This window comes from Brevundimonas sp. P7753 (genome assembly GCF_013386595.1).
GTDB lineage: Bacteria > Pseudomonadota > Alphaproteobacteria > Caulobacterales > Caulobacteraceae > Brevundimonas > Brevundimonas bullata.
This window is the reverse complement of the sequence record NZ_JACARP010000014.1, coordinates 16,229-29,339: the sequence shown is the minus strand read 5'-3', so window position 1 is coordinate 29,339 and position 13,111 is coordinate 16,229. Positions and strand designations below refer to the sequence as shown.

Below are 13,111 nucleotides of genomic sequence, written 5' to 3'. Positions count from 1 at the left end.
AGAACGCCTGTCTACTCGGTAAAGGGAAAGGTGCGGCTATTCCGCTGCGACGCGCGCGGCGGGGTCGCCGTCGAACTGGTAGAACTGCTCGAAATACTCGCGGAAGCGCAGGACCGGACCGTCGCCGTCGCACAACAGCGGGCGGACGCGGTGAATCTTGGTGTGCCAGATGGGAATATCTCCCTCGACACCCGATTGACCGATGATGCCGGCGATAGAGCGGCGGATCATCTCATTCTCGGGCGCGCCTTCCGGGAACTTCGGATGGCGGAATTCGAATCGCAGCTCGACCTTGTCATGCTCGACCGGGGTGGCCAGGACCTGAAGCAAAAGGTCAGCCATGCCCTTGAAACGGGTCGACTTCTGACCCGCGCCGGTCTGCAATGTGCGGACCTCGGTATCCAGGGTGCGGACCGTGCCGTCCGGCAGCTCCATCGTGCGCTGGCCGGCGGCCAGGCTGCGGCGGATGTGGCCCTCATAGTGGCTCTCGCCCTCGGGCACCGCGTCCATCTTGTGCACGTACTTGAAGTGGGCCAGGTCGACGCCGTTCTCTGCGATCTCCTGCGGATTGCTGTCGAAGGTCCACTCATAGCGGATCGGCGCGCCCCAGTCGGGCGATGACACCTCGTCCAGCACCTCGACCTCGAACATGGGGGCCACGCCCTGCGGGTGATGCCAGGCCCAGACCACGCCGTTGGTCTCGGTGATCGGATAGGTCTTCAGGCAGCCCGGCTTGCGCGCCGCCGGCGGAATGATCCGCGAATAGGGAATCTCCTTGCAGGCGCCGCTCAGGTCGAAGGCCCAGGAGTGGAAGGGGCAGCGAATGGTCTCGCCCTCGACGACCCCGCCGTGACCGATGTGGGCGCCCAGATGCGGACAATAGGCCTCGGCCAGACCGGCGACGCCGCCCTCGGTGCGATACAGCACCAGATCTTCGCCGAAATAGCGGACCGGCTTGACGTCGCCGACCTCCAACTCATTCGAATAGGAGACAAAGAACCAACCGAACGGAATCGGCATGGGGAACCGGTCGACCATGGATAATCCTCCCAAAGCGCCGGTTGGCCCGACGTCTAAAGTTCAGCGATAGCGGCGCCTGCCCGCCTGTGACGGTGCAGACTGAGCCCGCACGTTATCAAGATCGGACGCAGCGATAAGGCGTCGTGGTCAGACTGAGCGTTCGTACGGACGGACAATCGGTCCGCGCGGGCTTCAGCTGACCTTCTCCATCTCGAGCGAACTTCCGCCCGCCAGGAAGACGTCCAGCTCGGCCAGCGAGGTCTGCATCCAGGGCCGCAGCTGGGTGCGGGCGAAGCGGCTGGACAGGAAGTCGAGCAGCAACCGCAGCGTCGCCGGCACCGGCGTGCCCGGCGCGAAAATGGCCCAGGCCTCGCGGTCGTAATAGCTCCACTCGTCCTCGACAGCGACCAGGGCGCCGGACGCCAGTTCGCTGCGCACGAAGGCGATGGGCAACTGGGCCAGACCCAGGCCGCGCACCGCCGCGACCCGCAACGCCGCCCCCTTGTTGCTCTTCCACCGGCCATTGACCCGCACCTTCTCGGCGCCGTCGGTGGAGTTGAACCACCAGTGGCCGCTCAGGTCCGACAGGCAGATGTGGTTTTTCAGGTCGGCGATCCCCTTGGGCGTCCCGTGCTCGGCCAGATAGGCGGGCGAGGCGCACATGCAGAAGGACAGGTAGCCGATCCGGGCGGCCCGCAGACTGGAATCGATCAGGTCGCCGTAGCGGATCGCGACATCGAAATCCTCGCCGATCAGATCGACTTCGCGCGAGCCCGCGTGGACCTCGATGCCCACGCCGGGATACTGACAGGCGAAGTCGGCGATGACCGCCGAGATGAAGTTGACGTCAAAGGTGTCGTTCAACGACACCTTCAGCTTGCCGGTCGGCGTCTGCTGCATCTGCGCCGCCTCGTGACTGGCTGAGGCCAGCGAGCGGCGCATATCCCGACACGAGGCGTAGAAGCGCTCGCCGATGGCGGTCATTGACACCTGGCGCGTGGTGCGTTTCAGCAGCTGCACCCCCAGCCGCGTCTCCAGCTCGCTGACCCTCTTGCTGACGAAGGACTTGGAGGCGCCCAGTTGGTCGGCGGCGGCGGTGAAACTGCCCGTCTCCACAACCGAAATATACTCTTCGATGCCGTCCCAGATAGAAATCACAGCCTCCCCCGGCCACACTCTACGCGGTCCATCGCCTCACGCCCCCACGCGCTGCATCTGGCCCTGACGCTCACCCTACATGTCCGCTTGATCATGACAATTGTTCGCGTGACGAAACTATTCAGAAAACTGACTATCCAGCGCTTCATGGCTAGCGCCCCACAAACAGGGGCGCGCGGCGTTCCATGAAGGCCCGGGGCCCCTCGCGCGCATCCTCGCTGGCCATGACCACGGCCTGACATTCTTCTTCGATCTGGAAGGCCCGATGCAGGTCGCAACCGCTGGAACGCAGAACCGCCTCCTTGGCCTTGCTCAGAGCCAGAGGCGCCCCTTCGGCAATCCTGTGGCAAAGATCCCTAGCCGTGGCGCGCACATCCTCGGGGGCGACGACGCGATTAATCAGACCCATCGTCAGGGCGCGGTCAGCCTCGATCACGCTGGCCGCCAGGATGATCTCCATGGCGTTCGTCCAGCCGATCTGACGCGGCAGGCGCGCCAGAGATCCGCCGCTGGGGATCAGGCCGTGCCGCACCTCGCTCAACTGAAAGATCGAAGCCGTCGACGCCACGCGGATGTCCGCGCCCAGCATCAGCTCGAACCCGGCGGCCACCGCCAGTCCGTTGATCCCCGCCACCACGGGCTTGAGAAAGTCGGTGTGGCGCAGCAGGGCGCGGTCCACCAAAGACTGATGCTCCTCCACCCAGCGCTGTTCGTAGGCCGTCTCCGGCGCCTTCGCCCCTGTCGCCAGCGGCGCCAACGAACCCAGGTCGGCCCCCGTGCAAAAGGCCCGGTCGCCCGCTCCGGTCAGCAGCACCACCCGGACGCTCTCGTCCTGTGCGATCTGGTCCCAGGTCTCGGCCAGGCGGACCATCATCTCGGCGTTCAGGGCGTTGTGCTTCTCTGGCCGGTTGAGCGTCACAACCGCCACTCCGCCGTCGTTCTCGACCTGAACAAGAGACATGAAGCCGATCCATCAGCACCGGGAACCTGCCCCGGAGGAAAGACAGTTAAGGCGGTAAAGCCCCGCTCCGACAACGGCCAGGCGCCGAGGAAGCTCGCTGGAAAATCACTGTTTACGCAGGAGAGGCTTTCAGGCGAAGACCGGGATCGGCGCCCGCCTTGACCCGACCGTGCCGCCGCCCGAAGCTGCACAAAAGCCCAATACGAGAGAGTGCGATGAGCAAGCGAGTCACAGTGATCACCGGCGCATCAGGCGTGCTCGGACGAGCCATCGCGGACGCCGCCCTGGCGCGCGGCGACGCCGTCGCCGCCATCGACTTCGGTCCCGTTGAGCGTGCTGACGGCGACGACTGGATGGGCCTCGGCGGCGTCGATCTGACCGATCCTGCCGCCGCCGAGAGCGCCATCGACGCCGTGGTTCAGCGGTTTGGCCGCATCGACTGCCTGCTGAACGCGGTCGGCGGTTTCGTCTGGCAGATGACCGACGGCCCGCTGGAGAACTGGGAGCGGATGCACCGGATGAACCTGACGACAGTGCTGAACGCCTGTCGCGCGGCCCTGCCCCATCTGTCGCAATCGACCGCCGGACGCATCGTCAACGTCGGCGCCCTGGGCGCGCTTCAGGCCGGCGCCGGCATGGGCGCCTATGCCGCTTCAAAGGCCGGCGTGCATAAGCTGACCGAAGCCCTGGCCGAAGAGACCAAGGCGACCGCCCTGACTGTCAACGCCGTCCTGCCCTCCATCATCGACACCCCCGCCAACCGCGCCGACATGGCCGACGCCGACTTCTCGACCTGGGTCCAGCCGCGCGAGCTGGCGGCGGCCATGCTCTTCCTCGCCAGCGACGCCGCCTCGGCGGTGACGGGCGCGCTGCTGCCGGTGAAGGGACGGGTCTAAAGAGACCTGTCACCCACCTCTTCTCGGTCCACCGTAATGCAGGGCGCGTCCGACGACGCAAAAACAGAAACAGTTTCCTTTTCTCCTTGCGAGAACGCCAGCCATATGAAAATCTCCGGTTGGGGAAACACTCACAGGCGTTCTGGAGGGGGAAATCATGAAAATGCGCACATGGCTGCCGGTCGCAATGATGCTGATGCTGGGCGCCTGCGGGACGAAGCCGACCGAGAAGGGCACGGACCTCTCGAAGGCGAACACCACCTACCAGAATGAGCTGATGGAGCAGCTGATCGACGCCAAGCCTGGCACGGTGATCGAAATCCCGGCGGGCGTCTTCACCATCGACACCAGCCTGAGCCTGGCTGTCGACGGCGTGACCATTCGCGGCCAGGGCATGGACAAGACCATCCTGAACTTCCGCAATCAGGCGGCCGGCGCCCAGGGCCTGCTCGTCACGGCCAGCAACTTCACCATCGAGGACCTGGCGCTTGAAGACACCAAGGGCGACGCCCTGAAGATCAACGAGGGCGAGAACATCATCGTGCGCCGAATCCGCACGGAATGGACGCAAGGCCCCAAGACCGAGAACGGCGCCTATGGAATCTATCCGGTGCAGACGAAGAACGTCCTGATCGAGGACAGCGTGGCGATCGGCGCATCCGACGCCGGCATCTATGTCGGCCAGTCGAAGAACGTCGTGGTCCGCCGCAACCGGGCCGAATTCAACGTCGCCGGGATCGAGATCGAGAACTGCATCGACGCCGACGTCTATGAAAACCTGGCCACCAACAACACCGGCGGCATTCTGGTCTTCAACATGCCCCAGCTGCAGCAGGCGGGCTATCGCACGCGCGTGTTCAACAACCGCGCCATCGCCAACAATACGCGCAACTTCGGCCACGCCGGCACCCCGGTCGCCAGCGTGCCGGCGGGGACCGGCGTGATCGTAAACTCCAATGATCAGGTCGAGATTTTCGACAATGAGATCGCCGACAACAAGACCGGCAACATCATCATCTCCGCCCTGTTCTCGGCCGGTTACTCCGACAGCGCCATGAGCGCCGATTTCGACCCCTATCCTGAGAGCATCCTGATCAAGGACAACCGCTTCAGCGGCGGCGGAAACGCGCCTGACGGCATGGATTTCCAGGCGCTGCGCATCGCCAAGTTCGGTCCCACGGGCCGCTTCCCCGACATCCTCTGGGACGGCTACGTCAATCCAAAGCGCCTGGTGAACGGCCAGTTGCCCGCCGCTCTGCGCATCTGCATCGACAATGGCGAGGCCGGGATTCTGAATGTGGACGGGCCGAACAAGTACGCCAATCCGAACACCGACATGACGCCGCACAAATGCACCCTGCCGCGTCTGTCGCCCGTCGTCCTGCCGGGAGCCTGACGCGGCCTCATGTCCCGGTTCACTCTGCTTACCCTTTGCCTGTCGCTCGTCGTCGGAGCGGCGGCCTGCACCAGGGCGCAACCTCCACAGGCCCTGGTCGATCCGACCTATTTCGCCACGGAGAACCCCAAGTCCCTGCGGGACTGGGGCATGATCCAGGTGTCCGGCGACGCCCTGGTCCTGGGCCAGCGCGTCACGCCCTATGACCTGACGACGCCGCTGTTCACAGACTATGCGCAGAAGCTGCGGACGATCTGGATGCCGCCCGGCGCCGCAGCGGACTACAAGGCGGATCAGCCGGACGAGGCCCTGGCCTTCCCGGTGGGAACCGTCATCACCAAGACCTTCTTCTATCAGACCGGACGCGGCGGTCGGGTGCTGCAACAGGCCGACCAAGCCGTGATCCATGACGGCGAAGGGCTGAACCTGAAGACGGTGCGCATGGTCGAGACCCGGCTGCTGATCCATCGGCCAGAGGGCTGGGCCGCGCTGACCTATCTGTGGAACGAGGCCCAGACCGAGGCGGTCCTGCACCGGGTCGGCGCGGTGATCCCGCTGAAGTTGGCGCGCGAGGACGGCAAGGACCAGGCCTTCTCCTACATCGTGCCCAACGTGACCCAGTGTTCGGCCTGTCACGCGACCAATGTGGCCACGCGCGTCATCCACCCGATCGGCCCAAAGGCTCGGCTGCTCAACCGCGACTTCGCTTATTCGGACGGGTCCGAGAACCAGCTGAGCCGCCTGACCAAGGCGGGCTATCTGCGCGGCCTCGCCGATCCCAAAGCGGCGCCGGCGGATGTGTCGTGGACCGACGAGAGCGCCTCACTTGAGGCGCGGGCGCGGGCCTATCTCGACGTCAACTGCGGCCATTGCCACAATCCCAAGGGTCCAGCCGACACCTCGGGCCTGTACCTGAACGCCGCCACGCCGGTATCGGGGCCGTCCGGCGTCTGCAAGTTGCCGGTCGCCGCCGGCCCCGGCACCGGCAACCTTCGTTTCGACATCGTGCCCGGAGACGCCAGGGCGTCGATCCTGTCCTACCGCATGGCCTCGACGAACCCCGCCGTGATGATGCCCGAAATCGGCCGCTCGACCGCCCACGCCGAGGGCGTCGCCCTCGTCGGCTTCTGGATCGATTCAATGGAGGGATCATGCCGGTAGAAACTGCGCTGCCCCCTGCCCCCGATGTCGCTGCGGTGATCCGGACCCTGCGTGCCGCCTTCGACAGCGGTCTGACGCGCGATCTGGCCTGGCGAAAGAGCCAGCTCGCCGCGCTCGAACGGATGATGGTCGAGAACGAGGCCGAGATCTCCGAGGCCCTGAAGGCCGACCTGGGCAAGCCCTTCGGCGAGGCCTGCACGGCCGAGATCGATTTCGTCCGCAAGGAAGCGGCCCACGCGCAGAAGCACCTGCGACGCTGGACCCGGCCGCAACGGACCGCGTCGCCGATCGCAATCCAGCCCGGCAAGAGCGTCATCGAGGCCGCGCCCTATGGCGTGACCCTGATCATCGGGGCGTGGAACTATCCCTTCCAGCTGGTGCTGGCCCCGCTGGTCGGGGCCATAGCCGCGGGCAACTGCGCCGTCATCAAGCCATCGGAAATGGCGGCCCAGTCGTCGGCCCTGTTGAAGCAGTTGGTGGCGCGCTACCTGGACCCGCGCGCCTTCGCCGTGGTCGAGGGCGATGCGGAGGTATCGACCGCCCTGCTGGCCCAGAGGTTCGACCTGATCTTCTACACCGGCGGCGAACGCGTGGGCCGGGTCGTGATGGCGGCGGCGGCCAAGAATCTGACGCCCGTCGTGCTGGAGCTGGGCGGTCAGAACCCCTGCATCGTCGACGAGACCGCCGATCTGGCGGTCGCCGCCCGGCGCATCGTCTGGGGCCGTTTCCTCAACGCCGGCCAGATCTGCGTGGCGCCCGATCACGTCTATGTCGCCGCCTCGGTCGAGGCCCGGCTGCTGGAAGAGCTGACGCGGGCGGTGACGACCATGTTCGGTCCCGATCCCAAGCAGAGCCCCGACTACGGTCGCATCATCAACCCGCGCCATGCCGCACGGCTGCAGGCCCTGTTGGCCGATGGTCGCGCCGTCACGGGCGGCGTGGCCGATATCGACGCCTGCTATGTCGCGCCCACCATCCTGACCGAGGTCTCGGCGGATGCGCCGGTGCTGGCCGAAGAAATCTTCGGGCCCATCCTGCCGGTCCTGCCCTACGACAGCCTGGATGCGCCTCTGGCGGCCATCAACGCCCGGTCGCCGGCCCTGGCTCTCTATGCCTTCACGCGGGACAAGGCGACCGCCGACCGGATCATCGCCTCGACGCGATCAGGGTCCGTGACGATCAACGATGTCGTGGTCTTCATGGCCAACCCCAACCTGCCCTTCGGCGGCGTCGGGGCCAGCGGCATGGGCGCCTATCATGGGCGCTACAGTTTCGAGACTTTCAGCCACCGCCGCGCCGTACTGAGGCGGGGTTTCGCCCTGGACGCCAGCGTCCGTTATCCGCCCTTCACCAAGGCCAAGCTGGCGCTGCTGCGGCGCGTGACCTGAGGTTGCGCCTCAGCCAGGATCTTCCAGATAGAGCGAAAGATACCGCTCCAGCGCCAGCGTGGCCTCGGCGAACAGGCTGTCGGTCCATTCCGACTGGGCCTCGCCGCTGGTCAGGGTTTCAAATGAGGTGAAGATCTCGGTGGCCATACGGGCGACCGCCAGCGGCGCGCTGCCGTGGAAGCCGTCCAGCCCCTTCTCCCAGCGCGCCGCCAGATAGGCCGCGATCTGCGCATTGGCGTGTTCCTTGACGATCCGCAGCTCGCGGGTGGTCAGCATCAGGTGGAACAGCGGCCGATAGGCCGGGTCCTCGTTCAAGGTCCGACGCAGGACCAGCATCACCTCAAGGTGACGCTCGCGCCAGGACGTGTACTGCGGGTTCTCAAGAATCTCGGCGATTCGGCCGTGGATCTGCGACACCAGGGTCTCGAACAGCTCCTTGTAGATGGCGAAGACGTTCGGGAAGTAGCGATAGATCGAGCTGACCGGCACATCGGCTTCGGCGGCGATGCTGCTGGTGGTGATGGTGTCGACGGAGGTGGTGGCCAGCAGGCGTTCGGTCGCCGCCAGGACGCTGTCGATCCGGTCGCGCGCACGTTGCTGCATCGGCGCCGTGCGCCGTTCCAAAGTCCTGGCCAGCGTGGCGGTGGTCTCTTGCGGCGTGCGCGGGGCCACTGACGTCGTCCTCTCCATCCGGTTCCACAGGCCGTCTAACACGACCTGACGCCCCTGCAAGGGCGCATAGGCGCACAGCCCCTTGTCAAACGGAATAATATTCTGTTTCGTGAAGTTGAGGGAACGGGGATTTGGGAGGGCGACTATGATCAAGATGGAATTCTGCCTGAAGGCGACGTTGGCTGCAGGCGTGGGCGCAGTCGCTCTGATGGGGCCTGATCTGGCCAGGGCGCAGGAGGCGACGTCGCTGGACGACGTCATCGTCACCGCGCAACGCCGCGAACAAAGTCTCCAGGAGGTGCCGATCACGGTCAGCGTGCTCACCGCCGCGACCTTGGAGGCGTTGGCCGCCGACGACATGGGCGACATGGCCGCCTTCGTGCCCGGCCTGTCGGTCTCGAACACCAGCCCGACCCAGGCGCGCTACAGCATTCGCGGCGTCGCGACCTCGGACTTCGGCGTCGGGACCGACCCGGCGGTCGGGGTCTATATCGACGGGGTCTATGCCGCCCGTTCGGGCGCGGCCCTGCTGGCGTTCAGCGACGTGGCGCGGGTCGAGGTGCTGAAGGGGCCGCAGGGCACCCTGTTCGGCCGCAACAGCGCCGCAGGCGCCGTCTCCATCACCACCAACAAGCCCAGCGACGAGTTCGAGGCCCGGCTGGGTCTGCGGCTCGGCGAATATGACAAGCGCCGTCTTGAGGGCCTGATCAACGTGCCGATCAACGAGGCCATGGCCTTGCGGGTCAATGCGCTGGTGAACCGCCGCGACGGCTGGCTGATCGATAGCGCGACGGGCGAGGACTATGATCGCGAAGACAACTGGGCGGCGCGCGCGGCCCTGCGCTGGGACGTCACGCCCCAGACCCAGGCGATCCTGAGCTGGACCCATGACGAGATCGATCAGGATGCGCGCCCCGCGATCGGCGTCGCGCCCATCCCGGCGGCGCCCGGCCTGCCCGCCTTCCCGTCCGATCCCGCCGACTACACCAACCCGTTCGAGCGGCGCGTCTTCAACGACGTCATCGACAACCACGAAACGCGCCGCCTCGACGAGGGCGTGCTGACCATCACCCACGCCTTTGGCGACATGGATTTCACCTCCCTGACCTCGGTCCGGCAGTTCACCACAGAGAACCGCGAAGACGAGGACGGCACTAACCGCCCGGACCTGTATTTCGACACCAACAACCGGGAAAAGAACCGATCCTGGTATCAGGAATTCCGCCTCGCCGGTGAAAGCGGCGCCTTCAACTGGATCGCCGGCGCCAGCTATTATTCCGAAAACGCCAAGCAGCGCAGCGACACCTACGCCACCACCGACAGCATCAACACCATCCTGACCAATGCGGCCGGCATGCCGCTGTTCTCGCTCGCCGACATGATCCTGGGCATGGCCGGCATTTCCGCCAGCACCCTGGGCCACAGCTGGCAGGAGGACATGATCAACGAGGGCGACTTCGACGCGACCGCCCTCTTCGCCGACGTCATCTGGGCCGCCACGGATCGCCTGAACCTGACGTTCGGCCTGCGCTACACCCAAGACAAGAAGTCGTTCCAGTGGCTGAACGACCGCCACGTCGCGCCTGGACTGGACGCGGTGCTCAATGACCCGACGATCAACTTCGTGCTCAGCGACAACATGGGGCCGGGCCTCGGCTATCTATACGCCGACTATGTCTTCGACCTGTCCGGCCTGGCCGGCGTGCCCTGCGAGAACGGCGTCACCGTCCAGGAAGGCGTGACCTGCAAGCTGTCGGATTCGTGGGAGGACCTCAGCCCGCGCTTCGTCGCAGACTACCATCTGACCGACAGCGCCATGGTCTTCTTCTCCTACGCCAAGGGCTACAAGGCCGGCGGCTTCAACAGCGTCGAGGTTGCCTCGCGTTTCGACAACGAAGACGTCCAGAACTTTGAAATCGGCCTGAAGAGCGACCTCGGCGCCAAGGCCCGCCTCAACATCTCGGCCTTCCAGTACGACTATGACGGCAAACAATCGATCCGCTTGGTCGTGCCGGCGGGGTCCAGCGTGCCGCAGTATCTGATCGAGACCAGCGACGACACCGCCTGGGGCCTCGACATGCAGTTGGATGTGGAACCGCTGGAAGGACTGAAGCTGTTCGCCAACGCCCAGTACATCGACGCCACCTACAATCGGAAAATCACCGACGACGGCGATCTGGCCGGACAGCCTACCGGCGAGCCCCTGTGGTCAGCGGCGGCCGGCGCCTCCTATCGCCACAACATGGGCGATATGGGTTCGCTCGACATGCAGGTGATCCACGCCTATCGCGGCGAGGGACGGTGCAACACCACTTCGACGGGCCAGGGCTCGTGCCTGAAGACCCGCTGGTTCGACCCGTCCGAGGCTCAGAACCGGACGGACGCGCGCCTCTACTGGCGGACTGCGAACGCGCGCTATCAGCTCGGCGTCTACGTCAACAACCTGTTCGACAATCAGTATGTGACCGGCGTCAACAACATCACCGCCACGACGCTGGGCACGCCGTTCGTGGGCCTGACCGAACCCCGGATGTGGGGCGTGGACCTGACCTACACCTACTGACCGAGCGTCGCCGGAGCCTGCGTCGGCTCGAAAAGGCCTCCAGCTAGGTGGCCGCTTCCAGTTGAACGGCAAGACGCAGGGGCTGGAGCATTCCAGACGGCGGCGGCGGCAATCGACGCCCCTGCACGGACGTTTGAAGATCGGCGTCCGCCTCTGGGTCGCCCAGGGGGGCGAAGCCGACGCGCGACACCCCGCCGTCAGGGGCGATCCAGAGCTTCAACTCCAGCGACGGCGTCGGCTGATCAGGCCCTGAACGAGTCTGGTGCAGGTAGAGACGCAGGTTGGACGCCGCCTCGCCGTACTCCTCCAGCCAGGTCTTTACGGTGTGCGTAGCCGCTTCGGCGTAGGCGACCCACGCAGCGGGCGCAGCCTCGGGCGACAGGCTTTGGGCCTGAACCGGCGCCGCAAGCCCGAGCGCGGCGGCCAGCCCGGTCGCCAAGGCGCGCCAGGACGACAGTCTGGGGCGGGTTGCAGCGCCGGTCACGGCTCTATCGCGCCGGCTGGGCAGCGGCCTGGGGCAGGCGTTCGCGTTCGAAGGTGATGGTCGACAGGCGGCTGTCCAGCGCCTGCACCACCTCGGCGGTCAGATCGTTGGCGAAATTGCCGCCCAGCGCCGAGTTGCGGTCCAGCAGCAGGCCGCACGACTTGGTCGCATAGACCTGGGCGATGGCGGGCTGGGCCTCGTTGGCGATCCGCTCCATCGCCTTGACCCGCGTGGCCTCGACTTCCTGACCGGCATGGGCGGCCTTCTGTTGCAGGGTCTGCCACTGGCCGGCCAGGGCCTCGGCGCGTTGGCGACGGGCGGCGTTGTCGGGCTGGCTTTCGAGGGCGCGCAGTTCAGCCTCCAGCGGCTGGCGCTCGGCCTCAATCTCCGTCTGGGCGGCTGCGGCAAGTTCCTGAAGACGGGCGCTGGCGGCCTTGCCAGCCGCGGCGTTGGCGAAGACCGCCTCGCGCGACAGCAGGCAGACGCCCGGAATGACCGGGCCGCCGAGCGGTTGGGCGGCCTGTTGCGCGGCGGCTGGCACGGCGGCGCCCGCGACGGCAGCCAGGGTCAGGGCGGCGAGAATGGAGCGGGTGGTCATGGATCAGGCTTTCTTTGACTTGGTCGGCTTGGTCGCGGGTTCAGCGGTCGCCGCCGCCTGGGTTTGCAGGGTCAGCAGCGCGCCGAAACGCTCCAGCGAGGCCAGATGGAAGTGAACCAGCGCCAGCCACCCTCTACGGTGCCAGTCCAGCACGACAGCCTCGTCAAGGTTTGCGAACCGTTCCGTGTCGATGACCTGGAAACCGTCGAGGCCGAGCTTGCGCCCGTCCGGCAGGGTGGCGTCGGCGCGGCGGTCGATCAGCAGGTTCTGGGCGCGCAGGGCCTCGCCGAAGGCGCGGGTGGCCGCGGCCTCGCCCTGGAAGGTGTTGCAGAAGGCCATGGCGTCCTGCGTCAGCTGGCTGGGCTGGTCGCCGTCGAACAGGGTCGTTCCCTCTTCGCCTGACCGGATCACGCGATCCGACGCGGCGTCGATGGCCAGGGCGAAGCCTTCGGGATTGATCGTCGAGATGAAGCCGAACGGATAGCGGCGCACATAGGCGGGCACATAGGCCTCGTCCATCCAGCGCCCCTCGGCGACGAACAGGTTGCGCTGCTCCAGACCCAGGACGGCCACGGGCTGCGCCCCCTCCCCGGCTGAAAAGACGACGGGATAGCTGCGGGCGGCGGCGGCGATCTCGCCGACCACGACGGGCACGAAGGGGGTTTCGGCGGCGAAGGCCACGTCGCCGTCCTTCAGACGCCAGGCGGCGTGCTGGGCGGCCGAGAGCGGCTGCGGGTCGCGATAAAACAGGGGCAAGGCAATGGCCTGGGACATGGGATACTCCAGTCAGAATGGGGCGCATGGAGGGAGGCGC

The 13,111-nt window shown here is 66.2% G+C and carries 12 protein-coding genes; 5 read left to right on the top strand and 7 right to left on the bottom strand.

The genetic code is table 11. The features are described from left to right. Positions 1–36: 36 nt before the first annotated feature. From HX774_RS03255 to HX774_RS03245, 3 genes are all read right to left on the bottom strand, one after another. Positions 37–1,038, bottom strand: coding sequence for an aromatic ring-hydroxylating dioxygenase subunit alpha (locus HX774_RS03255; RefSeq protein ID WP_218650241.1), 1,002 nt, complete (start codon positions 1,036–1,038; stop codon positions 37–39). Positions 1,039–1,212: 174 nt separating this feature from the next. Continuing rightward, complete coding sequence (locus HX774_RS03250; protein WP_218650240.1) at positions 1,213–2,178, bottom strand: LysR family transcriptional regulator; 966 nt, start codon at positions 2,176–2,178, stop codon at positions 1,213–1,215. Between the two features lie 151 nt (positions 2,179–2,329). Then, positions 2,330–3,139, bottom strand: coding sequence for an enoyl-CoA hydratase/isomerase family protein (locus HX774_RS03245; RefSeq protein WP_178824174.1), 810 nt, complete (start codon positions 3,137–3,139; stop codon positions 2,330–2,332). A 215-nt stretch (positions 3,140–3,354) separates the two neighbouring features. Between HX774_RS03245 and HX774_RS03240 the strand changes: the two genes are divergently transcribed. The 4 genes from HX774_RS03240 (at position 3,355) to HX774_RS03225 (ending at position 7,980) form a co-directional block, all read left to right on the top strand. Beyond that, the gene (locus HX774_RS03240; RefSeq protein WP_178824172.1) at positions 3,355–4,035 is read left to right on the top strand and encodes an SDR family NAD(P)-dependent oxidoreductase; all 681 of its coding nucleotides are present in this window, start codon (positions 3,355–3,357) and stop codon (positions 4,033–4,035) included. A gap of 157 nt (positions 4,036–4,192) precedes the next feature. Continuing rightward, complete coding sequence (locus HX774_RS03235; protein ID WP_114817739.1) at positions 4,193–5,431, top strand: parallel beta-helix domain-containing protein; 1,239 nt, start codon at positions 4,193–4,195, stop codon at positions 5,429–5,431. 9 nt (positions 5,432–5,440) lie between these two features. Beyond that, the gene (locus HX774_RS03230; RefSeq protein WP_178824170.1) at positions 5,441–6,592 is read left to right on the top strand and encodes an SO2930 family diheme c-type cytochrome; all 1,152 of its coding nucleotides are present in this window, start codon (positions 5,441–5,443) and stop codon (positions 6,590–6,592) included. Next, positions 6,583–7,980, top strand: coding sequence for an aldehyde dehydrogenase family protein (locus HX774_RS03225; protein ID WP_178824168.1), 1,398 nt, complete (start codon positions 6,583–6,585; stop codon positions 7,978–7,980). The genes HX774_RS03230 and HX774_RS03225 overlap by 10 nt, the downstream gene beginning before the upstream one ends. Before the next feature lie 9 nt (positions 7,981–7,989). Here the strand turns inward: HX774_RS03225 and HX774_RS03220 are convergent, their stop codons facing one another. Further along, positions 7,990–8,652 carry a TetR/AcrR family transcriptional regulator gene (locus HX774_RS03220; protein ID WP_178824166.1) on the bottom strand — a complete coding sequence of 221 codons (663 nt, stop codon included), beginning with the start codon at positions 8,650–8,652 and terminating at the stop codon, positions 7,990–7,992. A gap of 145 nt (positions 8,653–8,797) precedes the next feature. Here HX774_RS03220 and HX774_RS03215 point away from each other — a divergent pair, with 145 nt between their 5' ends. Next, positions 8,798–11,215 (top strand): TonB-dependent receptor, encoded by a 2,418-nt coding sequence (locus HX774_RS03215; RefSeq protein ID WP_178824164.1) that lies wholly within the window; start codon positions 8,798–8,800, stop codon positions 11,213–11,215. Positions 11,216–11,258: 43 nt separating this feature from the next. Here the strand turns inward: HX774_RS03215 and HX774_RS03210 are convergent, their stop codons facing one another. Genes HX774_RS03210 through HX774_RS03200 form a run of 3 tightly spaced genes read right to left on the bottom strand, consistent with a single transcriptional unit; the run spans position 11,259 to position 13,071 of the window. Further along, complete coding sequence (locus tag HX774_RS03210; protein WP_178824162.1) at positions 11,259–11,699, bottom strand: hypothetical protein; 441 nt, start codon at positions 11,697–11,699, stop codon at positions 11,259–11,261. A gap of 4 nt (positions 11,700–11,703) precedes the next feature. Then, complete coding sequence (locus HX774_RS03205; RefSeq protein ID WP_178824161.1) at positions 11,704–12,297, bottom strand: OmpH family outer membrane protein; 594 nt, start codon at positions 12,295–12,297, stop codon at positions 11,704–11,706. Between the two features lie 3 nt (positions 12,298–12,300). Then, on the bottom strand, positions 12,301–13,071 hold the full coding sequence (locus HX774_RS03200; RefSeq protein ID WP_178824159.1) for a SapC family protein: 771 nt from the start codon (positions 13,069–13,071) through the stop codon (positions 12,301–12,303). Between the last annotated feature and the right edge of the window lie 40 nt (positions 13,072–13,111).

What these genes read in the sequence shown, in the direction of transcription:
- HX774_RS03215 (WP_178824164.1), top strand. Translation starts at nt 8,798, where the DNA reads ATGATCAAGATGGAATTCTGCCTGAAGGCGACGTTGGCTGCAGGCGTG.
- HX774_RS03235 (WP_114817739.1), top strand. Translation starts at nt 4,193, where the DNA reads ATGAAAATGCGCACATGGCTGCCGGTCGCAATGATGCTGATGCTGGGC.
- HX774_RS03230 (WP_178824170.1), top strand. Translation starts at nt 5,441, where the DNA reads ATGTCCCGGTTCACTCTGCTTACCCTTTGCCTGTCGCTCGTCGTCGGA.
- HX774_RS03240 (WP_178824172.1), top strand. Translation starts at nt 3,355, where the DNA reads ATGAGCAAGCGAGTCACAGTGATCACCGGCGCATCAGGCGTGCTCGGA.
- HX774_RS03245 (WP_178824174.1), bottom strand. Translation starts at nt 3,139, where the DNA reads ATGTCTCTTGTTCAGGTCGAGAACGACGGCGGAGTGGCGGTTGTGACG.
- HX774_RS03200 (WP_178824159.1), bottom strand. Translation starts at nt 13,071, where the DNA reads ATGTCCCAGGCCATTGCCTTGCCCCTGTTTTATCGCGACCCGCAGCCG.
- HX774_RS03255 (WP_218650241.1), bottom strand. Translation starts at nt 1,038, where the DNA reads ATGGTCGACCGGTTCCCCATGCCGATTCCGTTCGGTTGGTTCTTTGTC.
- HX774_RS03225 (WP_178824168.1), top strand. Translation starts at nt 6,583, where the DNA reads ATGCCGGTAGAAACTGCGCTGCCCCCTGCCCCCGATGTCGCTGCGGTG.
- HX774_RS03205 (WP_178824161.1), bottom strand. Translation starts at nt 12,297, where the DNA reads ATGACCACCCGCTCCATTCTCGCCGCCCTGACCCTGGCTGCCGTCGCG.